16 protein-coding genes are annotated in these 19,890 nt (G+C 55.8%); 10 read left to right on the top strand and 6 right to left on the bottom strand.

Going from position 1 to position 19,890, the window contains the following annotated elements:
- Nucleotides 1–52: 52 nt before the first annotated feature.
- From B3B59_RS10690 to B3B59_RS10655, 8 genes are all read left to right on the top strand, one after another.
- Nucleotides 53–514 (top strand): winged helix-turn-helix transcriptional regulator, encoded by a 462-nt coding sequence (locus tag B3B59_RS10690; RefSeq protein WP_286808962.1) that lies wholly within the window; start codon nucleotides 53–55, stop codon nucleotides 512–514.
- A gap of 118 nt (nucleotides 515–632) precedes the next feature.
- Nucleotides 633–1,847 carry a diguanylate phosphodiesterase gene (locus tag B3B59_RS10685; protein WP_286808961.1) on the top strand — a complete coding sequence of 405 codons (1,215 nt, stop codon included), beginning with the start codon at nucleotides 633–635 and terminating at the stop codon, nucleotides 1,845–1,847.
- A gap of 187 nt (nucleotides 1,848–2,034) precedes the next feature.
- On the top strand, nucleotides 2,035–3,825 hold the full coding sequence (gene treZ, locus B3B59_RS10680; protein WP_286808960.1) for a malto-oligosyltrehalose trehalohydrolase: 1,791 nt from the start codon (nucleotides 2,035–2,037) through the stop codon (nucleotides 3,823–3,825).
- Nucleotides 3,822–6,320 carry a malto-oligosyltrehalose synthase gene (gene treY / locus B3B59_RS10675; protein ID WP_286808959.1) on the top strand — a complete coding sequence of 833 codons (2,499 nt, stop codon included), beginning with the start codon at nucleotides 3,822–3,824 and terminating at the stop codon, nucleotides 6,318–6,320. The genes treZ and treY overlap by 4 nt, the downstream gene beginning before the upstream one ends.
- A gap of 23 nt (nucleotides 6,321–6,343) precedes the next feature.
- A complete protein-coding gene (glgX, locus tag B3B59_RS10670) occupies nucleotides 6,344–8,419 on the top strand; it encodes a glycogen debranching protein GlgX (protein WP_212476092.1) in 2,076 nt (691 codons plus the stop codon).
- A gap of 119 nt (nucleotides 8,420–8,538) precedes the next feature.
- Nucleotides 8,539–9,207, top strand: a complete 669-nt coding sequence (locus tag B3B59_RS10665; protein WP_286808958.1) for a hypothetical protein — start codon at nucleotides 8,539–8,541, stop codon at nucleotides 9,205–9,207.
- Nucleotides 9,204–10,157 (top strand): hypothetical protein, encoded by a 954-nt coding sequence (locus tag B3B59_RS10660; protein ID WP_286808957.1) that lies wholly within the window; start codon nucleotides 9,204–9,206, stop codon nucleotides 10,155–10,157. Before B3B59_RS10665 ends, B3B59_RS10660 begins: the two co-directional genes overlap by 4 nt.
- Before the next feature lie 3 nt (nucleotides 10,158–10,160).
- On the top strand, nucleotides 10,161–10,925 hold the full coding sequence (locus B3B59_RS10655; RefSeq protein ID WP_286808956.1) for an AraC family transcriptional regulator: 765 nt from the start codon (nucleotides 10,161–10,163) through the stop codon (nucleotides 10,923–10,925).
- Here the strand turns inward: B3B59_RS10655 and leuA are convergent.
- The 4 genes from leuA to B3B59_RS10635 form a co-directional block, all read right to left on the bottom strand.
- Nucleotides 10,922–12,580: a 2-isopropylmalate synthase gene (leuA, locus tag B3B59_RS10650; RefSeq protein ID WP_286808955.1), complete on the bottom strand. Its 1,659-nt coding sequence runs from the start codon at nucleotides 12,578–12,580 to the stop codon at nucleotides 10,922–10,924. The two genes, B3B59_RS10655 and leuA, sit on opposite strands and share 4 nt — an antisense overlap.
- A 98-nt stretch (nucleotides 12,581–12,678) precedes the next feature.
- Nucleotides 12,679–13,986, bottom strand: a complete 1,308-nt coding sequence (locus tag B3B59_RS10645) for a glycoside hydrolase family 10 protein (protein WP_286808954.1) — start codon at nucleotides 13,984–13,986, stop codon at nucleotides 12,679–12,681.
- Nucleotides 13,987–13,992: 6 nt separating this feature from the next.
- Nucleotides 13,993–14,280, bottom strand: a complete 288-nt coding sequence (locus B3B59_RS10640; RefSeq protein WP_207291728.1) for a VF530 family DNA-binding protein — start codon at nucleotides 14,278–14,280, stop codon at nucleotides 13,993–13,995.
- A gap of 45 nt (nucleotides 14,281–14,325) precedes the next feature.
- A complete protein-coding gene (locus B3B59_RS10635; RefSeq protein ID WP_046885457.1) occupies nucleotides 14,326–14,727 on the bottom strand; it encodes a winged helix-turn-helix transcriptional regulator in 402 nt (133 codons plus the stop codon).
- A gap of 110 nt (nucleotides 14,728–14,837) precedes the next feature.
- On the opposite strand from B3B59_RS10635, the gene B3B59_RS10630 reads away from it, so the two are divergent.
- A complete protein-coding gene (locus tag B3B59_RS10630) occupies nucleotides 14,838–15,896 on the top strand; it encodes an NAD(P)-dependent alcohol dehydrogenase (protein ID WP_286808953.1) in 1,059 nt (352 codons plus the stop codon).
- Nucleotides 15,897–15,952: 56 nt separating this feature from the next.
- Here the strand turns inward: B3B59_RS10630 and B3B59_RS10625 are convergent, their stop codons facing one another.
- Nucleotides 15,953–16,723 (bottom strand): hypothetical protein, encoded by a 771-nt coding sequence (locus tag B3B59_RS10625; RefSeq protein WP_286808952.1) that lies wholly within the window; start codon nucleotides 16,721–16,723, stop codon nucleotides 15,953–15,955.
- A gap of 243 nt (nucleotides 16,724–16,966) precedes the next feature.
- Between B3B59_RS10625 and B3B59_RS10620 the strand changes: the two genes are divergently transcribed.
- Nucleotides 16,967–18,154, top strand: a complete 1,188-nt coding sequence (locus tag B3B59_RS10620) for a PLP-dependent aminotransferase family protein (RefSeq protein WP_040075691.1) — start codon at nucleotides 16,967–16,969, stop codon at nucleotides 18,152–18,154.
- 66 nt (nucleotides 18,155–18,220) lie between these two features.
- Here B3B59_RS10620 and B3B59_RS10615 read toward each other — a convergent pair whose 3' ends face one another.
- On the bottom strand, nucleotides 18,221–19,057 hold the full coding sequence (locus B3B59_RS10615; protein WP_040075692.1) for an alpha/beta fold hydrolase: 837 nt from the start codon (nucleotides 19,055–19,057) through the stop codon (nucleotides 18,221–18,223).
- Nucleotides 19,058–19,890 lie beyond the last annotated feature (833 nt).

The following is a 19,890-nucleotide window of genomic DNA, read 5'->3' as shown; positions in this document are numbered from 1 at the left end:
ATCGCCTGGTCTGGTTTTTATTTGCAACCAGTTTTTACGTAGAGGGTACTTTATGACGCACGAAGAGACGTTTATCACCACCACCTGTCCGGTAGCCCGCAGCGTGAATGTGCTGGGGGATCGCTGGATATTGATGATTATCCGCGACGCGTTTGACGGAATTTCCCGCTTTAGTGATTTTCAAAAGAGTACCGGCGTAGCCAAAAATATCCTGGCCGCGCGGCTAAAAACTCTGACAGAGGCAGGCATCCTGATGCAGACCCCAGCCAGCGAAGGCGGGGCATATAAGGCTTATCATCTCACCGCGCGTGGTGAGGCGCTCTTCCCGCTGGTTGTCTGCCTGCGTCAATGGGGTGAGATGAACCTGTTTAACGAAGGCGAGGCGATGTCTCATCTGCAAACGGCCGATGGGCAACCCCTCGCGAAACTGGTGGTCACGGATAAGGATGGCACCCGGGTGGAGGCCCGAGAAACCCGCCGTGTGATCGCTCCTGACGGCAAGCATTCAAATTAGTTATATTCATGTCAGAATATGTATAATTCACAGGCCGCAACGATATCTTTAGTAGCACAATATGAAGTATGCTAAACAATAGCTTATAACAACATTTCACCGACCGGGACCCATTGCTGTGCTGACTACACTTATCTACCGAAGCCAGTTAAATTCCTCCTGCGAATTGTTATCTCTCACCGCTTTGATTGAAAAAGCGAAGCACAGCAATGTGAAGTTGGGTGTCACCGGTATTTTGCTCTTTAACGGTACGGAATTTTTGCAAATTCTCGAGGGGGCAGAAGAGACCGTCGATACGCTTTTCAAGACCATCCGGGACGACAGGCGGCACCATAGCGTGGTGGAGCTGATGCGCGATTATGGCCCGCGTCGTCGTTTTGAAAACGTGGGAATGTTGCTTTTCGATCTGCGCGTTGATATGCCGAAATCCATCCTGACCTCCGTGCTGAGCTACAGCAAAATAGAACGCTATCTGGCTTCGGAAGATCGGGTTTTCAAATTCATTCAGCAATTTATTAGCAAAACTCAGCGGCCAGAGCCTGCCGCGACCTCGTCTCCTGAACGGTGGACACTCACCCAGGAGCAGGCCCCCTTTGGCCCGCCGCGGGGTGAGCTGATCGATAACCAGATGTGCCAGTTCGCCCTGCAGCCGATTGTCGAGCCTGGTGAAGGAAAAATCTCCTCGCTGGAAGCCCTGATCCGCAGTAATGACGGAGGCAGCCCGGAGCGCTTTTTCAGCGCTATCGACAGCGATAAAGTTTACGAAGTGGATCTGCAAACCAAGGCGTATGCCTTCGCGCTGGCCGAAAAAATTGGTATTGGCGATCATAAAATCGCCATCAATCTGCTGCCGATGTCGCTGGTAAATGTGCCCGGCGCGGTGGAGTTTTTGATGGAGCAGATCCTGCGCCATGGTCTGGTGCCGGAGCAGGTGGTCATTGAGGTGACGGAGAACGAGATGATCTCCGGTTTCAATCAGTTTAATAGCGCGATCAAACAGCTGCGGGCCGCCGGTATCGGTCTGGCTATCGATGATTTTGGTTCGGGTTACGCGGGGCTGTCCCTGCTGACCCGTTTCCAGCCCGATAAAATCAAGATCGACCGCGAGATTGTCAGCAATATTCACCTCAGCGGCCCGAAACAGGCGATCGTGAAATCTATCGTCAGCTGCTGCGCCGACCTGGGCATCACCCTGGTGGCCGAAGGAATTGAGAAGATGGAAGAGTGGTGCTGGCTGGAAACGGCCGGGATTAAGCGCTTCCAGGGCTTCCTCTTCGCCCGCCCACAGCTTAACGGCGTGGGTACCATCAACTGGCCACACATCGCCTCCTGAACCCTTCCCCTGGCGGGGCCTCCCCGCCACCTGTTAATTGTTCGCACACCCGCCACAGCACAGCGCTAACCTGGTCTATAGTTTATCTTCGTGCGCTAAGCATTCACGTCATGTTACGGCTTTTCTCCTCCGCGTAACCATCCAGTTAAGCAGCCCAGGGGCAGTTCGGGTAAAACGAGGTGATCGTATGCAGTCAGAACAGGTATCAAAACAGTGGGGTGCCGTTCGTCTGGAAACAGGCGCGGTGCGTTTCAGGCTGTGGGCCAGCGGCCAACAGCAGATGACATTGCGGGTGGAAGGGCACGATTATCCCATGCAGACAGCGGGGGATGGATGGTTTGACATCACCCTGAACGACCTTCCTGCCGGGGCCAATTATCAGTATGTGCTTGCCGATGGCACTGCGTTGCCTGACCCGGCATCGCGTGCGCAGCAGGGGAATGTTCATGGCCCGTCACAGGTGGTCGATCCCCATAGCTACGTCTGGCAATACCCGGAGTGGCAAGGCCGCCCGTGGGAAGAGACGGTGGTCTACGAGCTTCATATCGGCACCTTTACGCCTCAGGGCACCTTTCGCAGTGCCATCAGTAAACTGCCATACCTGGCAGAGCTGGGGATCACTCAGATAGAGGTGATGCCGGTCTCCCAGACAGGGGGCAACCGCAACTGGGGCTACGATGGCGTCCTGCTTTACGCGCCGCACAGTGCGTACGGTACGCCGGACGATTTCAAAGCCTTTATCGACGCCGCTCACGGGCTGGGTTTATCCGTGGTGCTGGATATTGTGCTCAACCATTTTGGCCCTGAAGGCAACTACCTGCCGAGATTATCCCCGGACTTTTTCCACCCGGATCGCATGACGCCCTGGGGCAATGGTATCGCCTATGATCTGGACCCGGTCCGGGCGTTTATCATCGGCCTACCGCTCTACTGGCTAAGTGAATATCGCCTCGATGGGCTGCGCTTTGATGCCATCGACCATATCGAAGACAGTCGCCAGCCGCACGTGCTGGAAGAGATCGCGACACGTATTCGCGAAACCATTACCACCCGGCCGATCCATCTGACCACGGAAGATAGCCGCAACGGTATCGATCTGCATCCCCGGGATGAGCGCGGGCAACCGCCACTGTTTACCGCAGAATGGAATGATGATCTGCATAACGCCCTGCATGTCTTTGCGACCGGTGAAACTCACGCTTACTACGAAGATTTCGCCGATGCGCCAGAGGTGTGGCTTGCCCGCGCGCTGACCGAGGGGTTTGCCTATCAGGGAGAGGTGTCGCCGCACAGCGGGAAGCCGCGCGGAGTGAATAGCCGTAATCAGCCGCCGCTGGCCTTTGTCGATTTTATTCAGAACCACGATCAGGTAGGCAACCGTGCCCAGGGTGAGCGGTTAATTACGCTTGCGGGTGCGGAGCGCACCAGGGTGCTGCTGGCCATGTTGCTGCTCTCTCCACACATTCCGCTGCTGTTTATGGGGGAAGAGTACGGCGAAACCCATCCTTTCCTGTTCTTTACCGATTTCCATGGCGATCTGGCCCGGGCGGTGCGGGAAGGGCGGGCGAAAGAGTTTGCCGGCCATACGGGGCACGACGGGGAGGATGTTCCCGATCCTAACGCGCTGACCACCTTTACCGCTTCGCAGCTTGACTGGCAGAAACTGACCAGTGAGAGCGGTAAATCCTGGCTACGCTTTACCCGCCAGCTGCTGCTGTTGCGCCAGCAGGCGATTGTTCCTTTACTGACAGGCGCACAGGCGTGCCAGGGGAAAGTCCTGCACACCGCACCTGGCTATATCGCCGTCTGCTGGCACTTTGCGCAGGGCACGCTCTCCCTGGCGCTGAATGTCAGCGACCGCACGCTGCCCGCGCCTGAGCTGCCGGGTAACACGCTGTTTGTCTGGCCTGAAGGCGCCGGCGCGCTGACGCCAAATTCGATTATTGTCTGTTTTGCTGAGGGAGAAGCCTGCCGATGATTCCCGTATCGACCTGGCGTATTCAGTTTCGTAATGGCATGACTTTCGATCGTGCCGTCAGTCTGGTGCCTTATCTGCAGCAACTGGGTATCAGCCATCTCTATGCTTCACCAATTTTTACCGCCGCCAGCGGATCCACTCACGGCTATGACGTGACGGACGTGAACGAAATCGATCCGGCCATCGGTGGTCGGGCAGGGTTCGAGCGGCTGGTTAGCGCCCTGAAAGAGGCGGGTATTGGGCTGATTCTGGATATTGTGCCCAACCATATGTCCACCTCGCTGGAGAACCCCTGGTGGCGGGATGTGATTGAGTACGGCGAGCAGAGCCGTTACGCCCACCACTTCGATATCGACTGGTCGCGCCGCCTGACCCTGCCTTTCCTGGGGGATGATTTTGACAAGGTGGTGGCCCAGGGGGATATCACCATTCAGCGCGACCCCCATACTGGCCGCCCCGCGCTGGCCTATTTTGAAAACTTCTACCCCCTGACGCCTGCCAGCTGGGCAGGGCGCGAAGAGGAGGTTCTGAGCCTGACCGATCCCGGGGCCATTACCCGGCTTCATGAGCAGCAGCCCTGGCGGCTCAGCAGCTGGCGCGATGCGGCGTCAGATCTCTCCTGGCGGCGTTTCTTTGAAATTACCGGCCTGGTCGGCGTTCGGGTTGAAGATCCCGCCGTTTTTGATGACTGCCATGCGCTGATTCTGGCCCTGGTCCGCTCCGGCGCGGTGGACGGGCTGCGGGTGGATCATGTGGACGGTCTGGCCAATCCAAAAGGTTATCTGGAGCGTCTGCGCCAGGAGGCGGGGGCGGAGTGCTACATCACCGTCGAGAAGATCCTCGGCAAAGGGGAGCATCTGCCTGCCGACTGGCCCATCTCGGGCACGACAGGATATGAATTTATCGCCTCGCTGGCGGAAGTGCTGGTGGATGATGAAAAGATGGATACCCTGCGTCAGGCCTGGGACGAGGTAGTGGGTAAAACCTCCGATCCTCATGCCGAACTGCGCGCTGCCCGCCGGCTGATGGTGGATCGTAATTTTGCCGGCGAGTTTGCCACCCTGTTAGGGCTGGCTAACGTTATCGCCCGCGACGAGCCGCAGCAGCCCGACGAAGAGACGTTGCGCCATGCGCTGCGCGAGCTGCTGTTAGCCTTCCCGGTCTACCGCACCTACGGCACCGAAGCGGGGTTGCCCCCGGCGGATCTGCGCCTGTTGCAGCAGGTCATCGCTCAGGTCGATGCCGATGCGCAGGCGCTGGATCTGCTTACCCGAATCATGACCGGTGCGGTGGTGAATCAGGCCCAGGCGAACAGCTTCCGCACCCGCTTCCAGCAACTTACCGGGCCGTTAATGGCCAAATCAGTGGAAGATACTCTCTTTTTCCGCCAGAACATGGGGCTGGCGCTGAATGAAGTCGGCGCCGAACCGGTGCCGCGGGGCTTTTCGCTGACCCGTTTTCATCAGGAGATGGCGACCCGTCGTGAACGTCAACCCGATGCGCTCTCCGGCACCTCTACTCACGATACCAAGCGCGGGGAAGATGCCCGTGCTCGCCTCTATACTCTGACCGAAGCCCCCACTCAGTGGGCCGAAGGCGTGGCGCGCTGGCGGCAGATGAACCAGACGCATGTTCGTTTCTTGAATGACGGGACGGCGCCGAAAGCCGCCGATACCTGGATGCTCTATCAGGCGCTGGCCGGCGTCTGGCCGCCTGCGCTGAGGCCGGATGATCACGCCGGGCTGAAGGCGCTGGAGACGCGTTTCCTGGAGTTTGTGGAAAAAGCCCTGCGCGAAGCCAAGCTTCGTACCGACTGGGTGGATAGCAACGAAGCCTACGAAACGGTGGTGCTGGAGTATGCCCGCCATCTGCTCAGCGCCGAGAATCATACCTTCTTAACGGATTTCTGCGATTCACTGCAGCCCTTTATTCGCGCCGGGCTGGTCAACAGCCTGAGCCAGACGCTGATCAAACTTACCGCGCCAGGCGTACCGGACATCTACCAGGGCAGCGAAGCCCTTAATTTCAGCCTCGTCGACCCCGACAACCGCCGTGAGCCCGATTATCCCCGGCTGGCGCAGCAGCTACGCGACGCAGATCGGAACGTGTTTAACCAGGATGCCAGCTGGCGCAGCGGCCAGGTTAATCAGTTCGTAACCGCCACACTGTTACGTTTACGCCAGGACAAACCGGCGCTTTTCCGCCGGGGTGACTATGTGGCGCTGATTACCCACGGCGAACAGGCAGAGAAGGCCATCGCCTTTGCCCGCACCGACGGCAACGACGCGGTGATTGTTGTCGCCCCACGGCTGGTTTTTGCCGCCGCCAGCTATACCGGCGCCGCGTTATGGCCCGAGACTTCCGTCGCGTTGCCTGAGCCTCTGGCCGGACGCCGTTATCGGGATCTCTTCACAGAAGAGGTGTTCGCCCTCAACGACACCCTTGAATTAGCCTCTGCACAGTGGTGCTGGCGGGTACTGGTCGCCTGCGACTGAGCGTGTTACACATGGAGATAAGCATGCCAAACGGTAATCATTTCGACATTCAGGCAGGGTCCAGCCATCAGTTAGGGGCCAATTACGACGGAAAAGGGGTCAATTTTGCGATTTTTTCTGCACATGCCGAGCGCATTGAGCTCTGCCTGTACGATCCCAGTGGTAAAACGGAGATTGCCCGGCTGGAGCTACCCGAGTTCACCCACGAGGTGTGGCACGGCTATGTCCCGAACCTTCAGCCCGGTGCGCTGTATGGCTATCGCGTTTACGGTCCTTACGATCCTGAAAACGGGCACCGTTTTAATCCCAATAAACTCTTAATCGATCCCTATGCGCGGGAACTGGTGGGCGAGCTTCAGTGGGATCCGTCACACTTCGCCTATGAGATGGGGCATGACGATCTGGATCTGAGCTTCGATACCCGCGATAGCGCGCCGTTCACACCAAAATGTCGGGTGATCGACCCCAACGCCTTCGACTGGCAGGATAACAACCGTCCGGCGGTGCCCTGGCCCCATACGGTGTTGTACGAAACCCACGTGAAAGGCTTTACCCAGCTTAACCCGGCCATTCCTGAGGCGCTGCGTGGCACGTTTGAAGGGATGGGGCATCAGGCCTCGGTCGACTACATCAAAAGCCTGGGCATTACCTCCGTCGAGCTGATGCCGGTGCACTGGTTCCCCCACGATCAACATCTGCTTGATAAAGGGCTGAAGAATTTCTGGGGCTATAACACCCTGGGCTTCTTCGCCCTGACGCCGCACTATTACGGCCCACGGGGAATGCAGGGTTTTCGTGAGATGGTTCGTGCCTATCATGACGCGGGCATCGAGGTGATTCTGGATGTGGTTTATAACCATACCGCAGAGGGCAATGAACTGGGTCCAACGCTGTCGTTCAAGGGCATTGATAACTTCGCCTATTACCGCACGCTGCCGGATCAGCACCGCTATTACATTAATGACACCGGGACCGGTAATACCGTCAACACCTCGCACCCCCGGGTACTGCAGATGGTGATGGACTCCCTGCGCTACTGGGCGGACGCCATGCACATCGACGGTTTCCGTTTTGACCTGGGCACCATTCTGGGCCGCGAACCGCAGGGCTTTGACCCGCGTGGCGGCTTCTTTGACGCCATTATGCAGGATCCGCAGCTCTCTAAACTGAAGCTGATTGGTGAGCCCTGGGATATCGGCCCCGGCGGATATCAGGTTGGCGGCTTCCCGCCGGGCTGGGGAGAATGGAACGACAAATACCGCGATACGGTGCGTGAGTACTGGCGCGGGGATAATGTCTCTTCCGATTTTGCCGCACGGTTACTGGGCTCCGGCGATCTGTACGATCAGCATGGTCGCCGCCCGTGGGCCAGCATCAACTTTGTTACGGCGCACGACGGGTTTACCCTCAACGACCTGGTGTCGTACAACGACAAACACAACGAGGATAACGGCGAAGACAATAACGACGGCCATAACGATAACCGCTCCTGCAATTACGGTGCCGAAGGGCCGAGCGAAGACGAAGCCATTAATGCCGTACGCGAACAGCAAAAACGTAACTTCCTCACCTCGTTGTTTGTGTCGCATGGCACCCCGATGCTGCTGGCCGGGGATGAGTTTGGCCGCAGTCAGATGGGTAACAATAATGGTTACTGCCAGGACAGCGAGATCTCCTGGGTTCACTGGGAAAACCTGCCGCCGAGCGCCGATGCGTTGCGGGAATTTACCCGCAAGCTTATTCAGCTGCGCGCGGAGCAACCCTTATTACGCAGGGAAAACTGGCGCGACGGGCTGGAGATCCACTGGTTTAACCCGGACGGCGGGCCACAGCAAGATGAACACTGGGATGCCAGCGCCACGCTCGGTGTCGTCATCAGCCGTCCGGATCTGCAGCGCGAAGAGGGCGTGTGGCACGATGTATTGATGCTGTTTAATCCGTTAACAGAAGAGGTGACATTCCAGCTCCCGCGCCTCGACGACAACGACTGGATGCTGCAACTGTCGACTGCCGGTGAAAACCCGTCATCACCGACGCAGGAAGACCAGACGGTCTGGCAACTGGCCGCTCGCAGTATCACCCTCTTTAGCAAATCCTGAAGCCTCCTGAGAGCCAGTTAACGCTGGCTCTGCTTTTCATCTCATTGATTCCTTGACGTTATGCTTGCTTTGAGTAGCATTCTCACCATCAATCACACAGCAAAGCAGAAACTACAAAAATGAAAAGCATCCATTTTGCCCGTAACGATCAGGATCTTTATCCTCTATTGCAGCAAGCAAGTGACCAGGAGAAGGCATTTCTGGCCGAGGTGATAGCGAGTAAGCGATCCGCCGATATCAGTAAAGAAGAACGTGATCCGTTGAAACTGACCATTGAGCTGCAAAGCATGGGAGGCGATACGGTGATGAATCTGTTCCGTCGACGCGGGGTGAACTACCGTGAAATCGTCTGCGATGTTGCGGAGAAAGTCGGTGCCAAAGTCGATATGAAAAGCGACCTGATTAAAATCGAAGAGAAAATCGCCGAGAAAGTCATTGCCGATTATAAAGCCAAACTTTCAGATAGCGAACGTGAAGCCTTTGAACAGGTATTGCGGGAAAGCCTGGACGACCAGAAAATGTTAACCGACGCCAAAAACGCCGCCGCCCGAAGCCTGCTGAGTATGACCCCGGCGCTCATGGCTGTCGGCACCTTTATTTTGCGTCGCGGTGTGGTTGCTGCGATACCGGTCGCCGGACAGTTTATTGGCGTGCTCACCGGCGTGGCAGGGGTGCTGTTTGCCTTCACCGGCACCGCCTACAGCGTGACCATCCCGGCGGTACTAATTATTGGCAGTATTCGTTCACGTCTGGCTGCAGAAAACTATGCCAGTGAGATCGACCTATGATTTTTTCAGTGATTCTTGAACGTGCACTACCGCTGACGGCAGACATTATTGCCCGTATTGAATCCGGGGAGCTAAAAATTCATGGCGGCACTATTCGCGATGTTGCAGGTAAGATCGTTAAACATCTTATCTTCCCGCAAGAAGGGCAGCCTGGTCAAAAAAGTCCGCTGGAGCAGCTAGAGAAACAGCTGGGCCAGAATCATGCAGAGGTAATGGAACAGCTCGCCAGTCAGACGGCTTCGCTTTCAGCGATAAATATCATGTCTGCGCAGCAGACGACCGAGACCCTAGGTCAACAGCTGGAAGAGATCAGCGAAAAAATTGACGCGCTGGATCACAAGGCCGAGCAGCTGCTGGATGAAGCCCGTTTTAGTAAGTTAATCAAAATCAGTGAGATTAAAAGCAGCGCACTGGCGGCTATTGAAGAGGCACTCTATGCCAACCAGAAGCAGAGCGATCATCAGTTCATCCGCCTGCATATTACCCCGCTGCGCCGGGCGCTGAACGATCTCGATACCCTGCTTAGAAGCATGCTCGACGGGCTCGATAACAAAGCGTTTATCGAGAATGTTCACTTTGTGATGCTGGTGGCGGATCTCAAGAACAAAGCTACCTTTGTGCTCTGTCAAACCCATATTCGTCTTGAAGAGGACGATATCGCCCAGGGATATTTTGCGCGTAATGCGGACTCGAATGCGCTGCTTCGCCATCGTCTGCAAGAGCTGAAAAAAACCGGAGCCCTCAGCCCCCATGTGATCAGTCGCGAAGCGCTGGATATGCTGAAAACCGATGTCGTTAATTTTCGCCAGCTTGAAACACAGTCGGAGATGCTATCCAGTCAGAACACCCTGGCACTGGCGTTAAAAGTACCTCAATGCCAACTGCTGAATAATCCTTTTGACGCTATTCGTATGCTGGATCCGGTTCCGGTGGGGCAAAAGGTCGGCTAACCCATGACCACCCGCTTAACCTTTTCGTTTACCCACCGGCCGCTGGTGCCTTTTGCCCATGACTACGCCCACGGAGAGAGTGAGCCCTGGCATGAGCATGAGTGCGCCCAGCTGCTGCATATTCTGAGCGGGGTGGTGCGGGTAGACACACCGCTCGGCAGTTGGGTGGTGCCGCCTGGGCGGGGGGTCTGGCTACCGGCCGGCACGCGGCATTCGCTGCGGATCACCGGACAGGTGGCGGCGAGAACGCTGTTTATCGATCCGCTGGCGCGGGCAGATTTCCCCGCCAGCTGTCAGATTGTGCAGGTTACGGCGTTGCTGCGGGAGTTGATTGTGGCCTCGCTCGATCTGGCGGAAGCGTACGCACCCGGCAGCCGGGACGAGCGCATTTATGAACTTATTCTCGATGAAATACGCGGCATGTCGGTGCTGCCTTTTGGTCTGGCCGAACCGACCAGTGAGGTGTTGCGCCAGCTCTGCGCGTGTATGCGCGAGTCGCCTGCAGAAGACTGGAGCAGCAGCCGGGCAGCAAAACAGGTGAACATGAGTAAACGTACCCTGAACCGCCATTTCCAGCAGCAAACCCAGCTCACCTGGGGAGAGTGGGTGCGGCGGGCGAAACTGATGGAGGCATTGATACGGCTGGCGCAGGGGCAGGCGGTACTGACCGTCGCGCTGGAGCTGGGGTATGGCAGCCACAGCGCCTTTACGACCATGTTCCGCCGGGTGATGGGAATATCACCCAGCGACTATTTTCAGGATGGTTAATCGTCCAGCTGCGCTGCATTGAAGAACGCCTGCAGCGACGCGCGGGAGATGTCGCTATCAATCCCCACGCCCCAGCGGCTGCTGCCATCGGCAAACAGACAGCGGATATAGGCTACTGAGCGGCTGTCACTGCGTTCCCCCAGGGTGTGCTCGTGGTAATCCTTAATCACCACCGGCTGCCTGATGAGCCCCGAGACAGCCTGGGCTGCGGCAGAGAGCAGGCCGTTGCCATATCCTTCAATTTTGCGCTGCTCGCCGGCCACCTGCAGCGTAGCATTCAGCTTTAACTGACCATTCTGCTGGCTTTCGCTTTTATACTCCTTCAGCGCCAGCGGGGGCTGCGGCACCAGCCGGTAACGGGTACGGAACAGTTGCCAGAGGGCGTTGAGCGTCATCTCCCGGCCATGGGCGTCGGTTTCACGCTGTACGTGCTGGCTAAAATCCTGCTGCAATGCGCGCGGGAGCTTCAGACCGTGATTCTGCTCAATTAGCCAGGCGCTGCCGCTTTTCCCGGACTGGCTGTTCACACGGATCACCGCTTCATAGCTGCAGCCAATATCCTGGGGATCGACCGGCAGGTAGGGCATTGCCCAGGGCTCACCGGGCTTACGCGCATCGAAGCCTTTTTTGATCGCATCCTGATGCGAACCGGAAAACGCCGTATAAGCCAGGCTACCGGCCCACGGATGGCGAGGATGCACCGGCAACTGGTTGCATCGCTCTACGACCTCAACCACCTGTTTCATATCATCAAAGCGCAACCCTGGTGGGATACCCTGGCTATAGAGATTCATCGCCAGGGTCACCAGGCAGACATTGCCGGTGCGTTCGCCGTTGCCAAACAGGCAACCTTCCACGCGATCGGCTCCCGCCATAACCGCCAGCTCGGCGCAGGCGACGCCGGTTCCCCGGTCGTTATGCGGATGTACGCTAATGCAGACATCCTGGCGCCGGGAAAAATGGCGGCAGAAAAATTCAATCTGATCGGCGTAGACATTCGGGGTGCTCACTTCAACCGTCGCCGGCAGATTGATGATCATCGGGCGGTCGGACGATGGTTGCCAGATATCCGCCACCGCTTCACAAATCTCCAGCGCAAACTCCGGCTCGGTGAAGCAGAAGGTCTCAGGCGAGTATTCATATTGCCAGTGCGTTTCCGGGTGCTGTTCACACAATTGGCGGATCTGGCGGGTTGAGCGAGTAGCAAGGGCGATGATGTCCGCTTTCTCCAGGCCGAAGACCAGCTCACGAAACAGCGGGGCAGTGGCGTTATAAAGATGCACCGTGGCCCGTTTCACCCCGCGCAGAGAGTCGAAGGTGCGCAGAATCAAATCTTTCCGCGCCTGGGTTAACACCTGAATGGTGACATCGTCCGGAATCAGATCCTCTTCAATCAGCTCACGAACGAAGTTGAAGTCAGTTTGCGACGCTGAAGGGAAAGCCACCTCAATCTCTTTGAAGCCGCAGGCCAGCAGTAATTGCCAGAACTGGCGTTTGCGCTCGCTGTCCATGGGCTCAGCGAGTGCCTGGTTACCGTCGCGCAGATCCGTAGAGAGCCAGCGCGGGGCCTGGGTGATCTGCTGTGATGGCCAGCGGCGATCGGGCAGATTAAGAGGCGGGAAGGGGCGATATTTCTGTTGTGGGTGACTCAGCATGATCATCTCCTGTGGTTTTCATTCCATTGTGCGCAGGAGAAAAGGGCGCTGCTTTAGCGCCCTGGACAGAGGGTTATGAGAACTGGACAACCGAAGGGCTAACTGCCCCAGCGGCTGCGTAAATAGCTGACGGCCTGCTGGGCCTGCGGTTGATTGAGGTTGTTTTCGCGAAAGAGGATCGTGCCGCTGATGCCCGGCATCGTGTCGTTCAGATCAAGCTGTTTACGCAGCTCCGGTACGCCGCCGTTGACCGTCCAGTCGGGCTCGTTACGCGACGGTTCGCCCACTTTATAGAGCGCCACGCCGATATAGAGCCGGGTTTTGGTCGGTTTAACTACCTCGGCCCACCATTTTGCCAGCACGTCATAACGCGCGGCATCGCGGGAAAATGGCCAGTAGATCTGCGGGGCGATGTAATCCAGCAGCCCTTGCTGCACCCAGCGCCGCGTATCGGCAAAAGATTCATCATACGCGGCGGCTCCGCGCGTATCTGACCCGGCGGGATCGTGCGAACGGTTACGCCACACCCCGGCAGGGCTGACGCCGAACATCACGTTAGGGTTGATCTGCTTAATGGTACGCGACACCTGCGCAATCAGTTGCTGGGTGTTATCGCGGCGCCAGTCAGCTTTCGAGGCGAAGGCCTGGCCATATTGCTGCCAGGTTTGTGTATCGTTGAGGGTGGAGCTTTTGGTTTCAGTATAGAAGTAGTCATCGAATTGCACGCCGTCTACCGGATAGCGTTCCACCACTTCGGCCACGATGCTGGTGATCCAGTCCCGCGCTGCGGGTATGCCGGGGTCGAGCACCAGGCGGTCGCCGGAGGTGCGAACCCAGTCAGGATGCAGCACATACACGCTGGCCGGATTTTGCGGCAAGGTCCGGCTCAACGCCGTAATCGTGCCCGGTTTCGTATTGGTGGTAACCCGATACGGGTTGAACCACGCATGCACTTTGATTCCGCGCTTGTGCGCTTCCTCGATCATAAACTTCAGGGGATCATAGCCCGGATCCTGGCCAATGGTGCCCGTCAGCATATCTGACCACGGCAGAATTTGAGATGGCCACAGGGCGGTGCCGTCCGGTTTGACCTGGAAGAAGACGGTGTTGATGCCGAGGCTTTTGAGGTTGTCCAGCTTGGTGATTAATGCCTGCTGCTGCAGTCGAATGCGCAGCGCGGGGCTGCTGACATTTACCGAGTTTACCGGCGGCCAGTCGAGACGAGAGACCGTGGCCAGCCAGACGCCACGCATCGGCTGATTATCCTGCTGGCGTTGGTCTGGTACCGGCTGTTTGGCTACTGGCGGCAGCGGGGTGACCAACGATTTTGGCGGCTCAGAGGCACAGCTGGCTAACAAAAGGGCGCAGACGAGCAGCATGCCCGACCGTGTAACGTCTCGCATCATGGCGTGTCAGCTCTTTGTATGGCGATTATTGGACCAGGGGCTGGCGGTGGGCGCCGGCGCGGATTCCGGTGCGGGTTCGTCGAGGCTATCGAGATACAGGGCTTCAACCTCTGCACGCGCCCACGGTGTGCGGCGTAAAAATTTCAGGCTGGATTTCACGCTCGGGTCGCTGTTGAAACAATTAATCTTGATAAGCTGACCCAGCTTTTCCCAACCGTAGCGCGCCACCAGAGCGTTAATTTGCATCTCGAGGGTAACGCCGTGCAGAGGATCTTTCGAAATTTGTGCTGACATGCTGTGTCCGTTTGTTGTCATTTATCGCTAAGAAAGGTTACATCATTATCCGCCGGTTTTCTGCGTGTTTATCGCAGCCTGATAGCATGCCTGCATCTGATCCAGCGCCGCCTGGTTATCCAGCCCCCACTGATACATCTGCTCTATAGGTTCGGCAAAGGTTCGGCCCAGCGGGGTAAGGCGATAATCCACTTTGGGCGGGATAACGTCATAGACGTGTCGGCTAATGAGTCCGCGCTGCTCCAGCTCTTTAAGCGTCTGAAAAAGCATCTTTTTTGAGATCCCCTGCAGACTGCGCTGCAGCTCGCCCGTGCGGGCGCGATCGTCCGGCCAGTGGTAGAGGGCGTGCAGCACCATGGTGCTCCATTTGACCGAGAAGAGATCCATTAACCGGCGCGGCGGTGAATCGGCGTAAAAAAACAGTTTTCCGTCTACCCAGGCGGGCATGGCGTGCTCCTCATTTATGGTCACCAAATGGTAACTACTATCAATTGTGAACCTATTTACGTAAAGTCTGCCGCCTTCGATTGAGAAAAGCCAGTGCATTGCGAGGTGGCATGAAAGTTAAAGCGTTAGTTGCCCATGAGGCGACACAACCCCTGGTCTCCGGGAACATTACCCTGCGTCCCCTGCAAAAGCAGGACGTCAATATTGAAATCCTCTACTGCGGCGTCTGCCACTCCGACCTGCATATGGCGCGTAACGAGTGGGGTGTGAGCCGATATCCGCTGGTTCCGGGTCACGAAATTGTTGGCCGCGTGGTGGCGACCGGCAGCAATGTGGATCGCTTGCGTCCGGGAGACATTGTCGGCGTAGGCGTAATGGTTGACTCCTGCCGCGAGTGCCATTTCTGCCAACAGCAGGAGGAGCAATACTGCGAGGCTGGCTTCACCGCAACTTATAACGGTATCGACAAGGTGACCGGTGAGAGCACCTGGGGCGGCTATGCCCAGAATGTGATTGTCGATCAGCATTTCGTGGTCAAAGTGCCGCAGAACCTTCATCTGGCAGGGGTCGCGCCGCTGCTCTGCGCCGGCGTAACCGTCTGGTCTCCGCTGCGCCACTTCAATGTGAAGGCGGGCGATCGCGTAGGGGTGGTTGGTCTCGGCGGGCTGGGGCATATGGCGGTGAAACTGGCCAGCGCGCTGGGCGCGGAGGTCACGCTCTTCACCACCTCCCCGGAAAAGGGGGCGGATGCGACAAGGCTGGGTGCGAAGCGGGTGGTGGTATCCCGCGATGCGGCGCAAATGGCCGAGGTGCAGAGCTCGCTCGATATCATTATTGATTGCGTAGCGGCCCCACACGATCTGAATCCCTTGCTCGCAACGCTGAAAACTAACGGAAGACTGGTGCTGGTGGGCATTCCGGACAGTCCGCATCTCTCTCCGGATATCACGCCAATGGTTTTCCGACGCCTGAGCATCAGCGGCTCATCGATTGGCAGTATTAAAGAGACTCAGGAGATGCTCGATTTTTGCGGCACTCACAACATTACCGCCGATATCGAGTTGATTACCGGTAACGAAGTCGAACAGGCGTTTAGTCGCATGCTGAAAGGCGATGTACGCTACCGGTTTGTGATAGATATGCAGGGGACGCGCTGGTCAGCGAGTTAAGGACTCTACACAAAGCCAGCAGGCTCATGGTTTGCTGGCTTTTGTCATCTAAACCGTTAACGATTTTGCAGGGTAGCCATCTTCGCCAGCAGTCTGGCTTTGGCATTATCAATCGTATCGGCATTGGTTTTGGCTGATAGCGTAGCGCGCGCTTTCTTACCGAGGAAGTAACTGATGCGCTCGGCGTTCGCCCCGGACGGGTGAGGCAGGCCGTCAAGCAGTTGCTCCGGTTTGAGCAGCCCGCGTGCTTGCAAATGCAGAAACACTTCCGTCACTTTAGGGCCAAGAGGAACGTACAGACATTCAGGCCCCAGCAGCGCAATCTCCTCAGCCAGATGGGTTTCAATTTGCTGACGCATACTGGCGCGCTGCAACATGCCAGGCGAACCGCTGTAATTTTTCCCTTTGATAAACACCGGGTAGCGCAGCGCTGACGTGTAATGAACCAGGTGGCTGTGCGTTCCGAATAGCTGGGCGCAGCGCTCAATTTTCAGAATATCGGGCAGACCAATATGATCCAGCATAGCGGTAAGATTACTGCGCATTGGACCGGCGAAGCTGCCCGTCTCTTTTGCCGCTTTTCTCGCCTGCTCGACGGTGGCTCCCATCCGTAAATGGCGCTGCGCCTCTTCCAGCGCCCGGCTGGCCTGTTGTAAACCTGGCGTAATGCCGCACAAGACGATTTTTGCCTGGGTATTAATGTAGTCAAAGGGGGCATAAAAGGTGGTGATATCGCCTTCGGTCGTCAGCAACAGCTCCCCTGGCAGCGTTTTGGTGAAGTCATGCGTTAACGTGGTTAACAGACCGCTGAACTGCTCTAGTTTCATGATAGTGTTTCTTAATATACTGAGTGTGAGCGGAGCTTAGCGCGCGTACTTAGGAGATTAAAGAACAATTTACGCCATCAGATTGGCTATTTTTACGCGTCCGAAAACGCCATTCCATGCCTGAAATGTAGATCTGGGAGGGATAATATGGCGGGACATATCGATTTGGGCCATTAAACGGTTATCAAATTGTTGCGCATGTGATAATAAGTCTGAGATACATTAATAAATGGGTAAGGGAAGATGTCGCAGAACAAAATAGCAAAAAAGGTCCAGAATCTTCAGTCATCGGCAATCCGTGAGTTATTGAAGCACAGCAAAATGGAAGGGGTCATCTCTCTCGGCGGCGGCATTCCTAATCCGGAACTGTTCGATCGCGAAGGATTAGAGATGGCCATGGAGAAGGTGCTCTCCAGCGCCTGGAAAGAGGCCTTCCAGTATGGTCTGAGCGAAGGGAGCCCGGAATTGCGCGGCGCCATTTGCCAGTTGCTGGGGGAGCGCGCCATTCACTGCGATATCGATGATGTGGTGGTGACCTCTGGCTCTCAGCAGTCACTGGATCTACTGGCGCGTGCTCTGATCGATCCGGGTGATATCGTAGTGGTAGAACGCCCGACATACCTGGCGGCACTGCAGGTTATGCAGCTGGCCGAAGCAAACCTGATGTCTGTTGGAACCGACGGCGACGGGATGATTATCGACGAGCTGGAAGCGCTGGTGAAAACCACCCAAATCAAAGCCGTCTATATCGTTCCCACCTTTGGCAACCCGGGCGGGGTGACGCTGGCTGAGCATCGCCGTAAACAGCTGGTGGCACTGTCTAAACGCTATGATTTTGTGATTATTGAAGACGATCCCTACTGCGAGATTAACTTTACCGATAACACTTTCAAGCCTCTGAAAGCCTGGGCTGAAGAGATGGATAACAGCGATAACGTTATCTATACCTCTACCTTCTCAAAAATCCTCGCGCCTGGCGCACGGGTGGGTTGGCTGGTGGTGCCGGCCTGGATTAAACGGCAGGTGGTGAACCTGAAACAGGCGACGGATCTGCATACCAGTACCTTGTCCCAATCCCTCACTTATCATTATCTGGAAAGTGGTCGTCTGCCAGGGCAAATTGCGCTGATCCGCAAAGCCTATAAGCATAAATGCGAGACGCTGTGCCAGCTGGTTGAACGCGAGCTGGGCGATCATCTGACCTTCCATAAACCCATGGGCGGGATGTTCTTATGGGCGAAATTCAAATACGAGATGAATACCACGGAATGGCTGAAAACGACCCTCAACAACGGCGTGGTGTACGTGCCGGGCGAGTTCTTCTACTGTAATGAACCGGACCACAGTACCTTACGCATGTCTTATGTCAGCGTGACCGATGAAAACCTGCAGGAAGCGGTGCGTCGCCTGAAAGCCTCGCTGCCGGGTTAAGTTACCCATGAAATATGCCGCATACGCCTTAGCGCATGCGGCATTGCTCATTAAAGGGCAGGGCGATCAGCCCCGTATAAAGGCGAGAAGATCCTGATTGATGCTCTCCGCATGAGTGGTGTGCATACCGTGCGGATAGCCAGGATAAACTTTCAGCGTGCTGTCAGAGACAAGTTTCTCCTGAAGCAGGCTGGCGTTTTTATAGGGGACCACCTGATCGTCATCACCCTGAAGAATGAGAGTGGGTACGGTTATCGCCTTCAGATCTTCGGTCTGATCGGTTTCTGAAAACGCTTTAATGCCTTCATAGTGCGCTTTTGCGCTGCCCATCATTCCCTGACGCCACCAGTTCTGAATGGTGCCCTGCGAGATGTCGGCGCCGTCGCGGTTAAATCCGTAGAACGGACCCGATGCGACATCCAGGTAAAACTGCGCCCGGTTGGCTGCCAGCCCTTGCCGGAAACCATCGAAGACCTCCAGCGGTGTCCCGCCCGGATTATCTGGCGTTTGCACCATAAGAGGCGGAACCGCACTGATCAGCACGGCCTTTGCGACACGCCCCTGCGGCTGCCCATATTGTGCGACATAGCGCGCCACCTGGCCGCCACCGGTGGAGTGGCCGACATGCACCACATTGTGCAGATCCAGATGTTCAACCACCGCCGAGACATCCGCTGCATAGTGATCCATATCATGCCCGTCGCTGACCTGACTGGAACGCCCATGGCCACGACGGTCGGACGCGATCACGCGAAAGCCTTCGGATAAAAAGAAGAGCATTTGATTATCCCAGTCATCGGCGCTGAGTGGCCAACCGTGATGGAAAAAGATGGGCTGTGCATCTTTAGGACCCCAGTCTTTGAAGAAGATACTGACATTATCTTTTGTCGTCACAAATGACATGATTGACCTCTCGCGAAATGAATAAAAGTCGGGATGAATGTTGCGCTGGTGAACAGGCAATCGGATGGCGATAACATGCCGTGTTGAAGTGTAGTGTAGCGAAGCTGCGTCTGCATTCATGGGTGAGAAAGGGAAGGGGAATAATGTGGCAAATACCGTGCACTGTATATAAATACAGCACTGCGTAAAAATTCGCTGATGGCTTAGTTTTCTTATTGGGGATGAACGAGCAAACGCATGAAGAGGACGGGGATGAGGCCAGTTAATTGGAGAACAGAGGTCAGGGAATCTAAAGCTGAATACGTAATTATCCAATTTAACTTATGTTGAGTGAGAGCTCTGTTCATTAGAAATTAATTGTGTATATCATTGATTTAAATGATATTTTTCTTGGGGTAAGCTAAATGACTTCATGAACTAACAGGGTATTCATTTCCTATGAGCATGTTCTGGCAGCATACGCTTGTTCAGTGCATGGAACATTAGCTATGTTCGCCGTAGAATCACACACACCATGTTTAGGGGTTTTCTGATTGCCTTCTTGAAAAAATGTTTAGTTTCTGTAACATCTAGATGCACTAAGACTTATTCAGAATAACTAATTCTGAAAGCGGTAGCGTTGTCACTGCTGACTAGTTTTCCCGTTGAGTTTAAGCTCAACCCTGGTAGCAATCATTTCTAAAAAATGAAACTTTCATTGCATCCAAGTTATAACAATATTCTATGCAAACGGTGATAGGGCAATAAAACGCGACTATAATTATTAATAAACCAATCTAACAACACACAAAGAATCAAGCGAAATAGTATTGGTGAGGGGGGCTTCAAAAAAA

The sequence above is a fragment of the Leclercia sp. UBA2479 genome, assembly GCF_002341985.1.
Lineage (GTDB): Bacteria > Pseudomonadota > Gammaproteobacteria > Enterobacterales > Enterobacteriaceae > Enterobacter > Enterobacter pneumoniae.
Note: the sequence above shows the minus strand (reverse complement) of the source record. Positions and strands in the feature narration are given on the sequence as shown.

Bases quoted from the DNA above. Each gene is read 5' to 3' on its own strand.
- B3B59_RS10620 (WP_040075691.1), top strand. From the start codon at position 16,967: ATGTCGCAGAACAAAATAGCAAAAAAGGTCCAGAATCTTCAGTCATCG.
- leuA (WP_286808955.1), bottom strand. From the start codon at position 12,580: ATGCTGAGTCACCCACAACAGAAATATCGCCCCTTCCCGCCTCTTAAT.
- B3B59_RS10630 (WP_286808953.1), top strand. From the start codon at position 14,838: ATGAAAGTTAAAGCGTTAGTTGCCCATGAGGCGACACAACCCCTGGTC.
- treZ (WP_286808960.1), top strand. From the start codon at position 2,035: ATGCAGTCAGAACAGGTATCAAAACAGTGGGGTGCCGTTCGTCTGGAA.
- treY (WP_286808959.1), top strand. From the start codon at position 3,822: ATGATTCCCGTATCGACCTGGCGTATTCAGTTTCGTAATGGCATGACT.
- B3B59_RS10660 (WP_286808957.1), top strand. From the start codon at position 9,204: ATGATTTTTTCAGTGATTCTTGAACGTGCACTACCGCTGACGGCAGAC.
- B3B59_RS10645 (WP_286808954.1), bottom strand. From the start codon at position 13,986: ATGATGCGAGACGTTACACGGTCGGGCATGCTGCTCGTCTGCGCCCTT.
- B3B59_RS10635 (WP_046885457.1), bottom strand. From the start codon at position 14,727: ATGCCCGCCTGGGTAGACGGAAAACTGTTTTTTTACGCCGATTCACCG.
- B3B59_RS10615 (WP_040075692.1), bottom strand. From the start codon at position 19,057: ATGTCATTTGTGACGACAAAAGATAATGTCAGTATCTTCTTCAAAGAC.
- glgX (WP_212476092.1), top strand. From the start codon at position 6,344: ATGCCAAACGGTAATCATTTCGACATTCAGGCAGGGTCCAGCCATCAG.
- B3B59_RS10690 (WP_286808962.1), top strand. From the start codon at position 53: ATGACGCACGAAGAGACGTTTATCACCACCACCTGTCCGGTAGCCCGC.
- B3B59_RS10665 (WP_286808958.1), top strand. From the start codon at position 8,539: ATGAAAAGCATCCATTTTGCCCGTAACGATCAGGATCTTTATCCTCTA.
- B3B59_RS10655 (WP_286808956.1), top strand. From the start codon at position 10,161: ATGACCACCCGCTTAACCTTTTCGTTTACCCACCGGCCGCTGGTGCCT.
- B3B59_RS10625 (WP_286808952.1), bottom strand. From the start codon at position 16,723: ATGAAACTAGAGCAGTTCAGCGGTCTGTTAACCACGTTAACGCATGAC.
- B3B59_RS10640 (WP_207291728.1), bottom strand. From the start codon at position 14,280: ATGTCAGCACAAATTTCGAAAGATCCTCTGCACGGCGTTACCCTCGAG.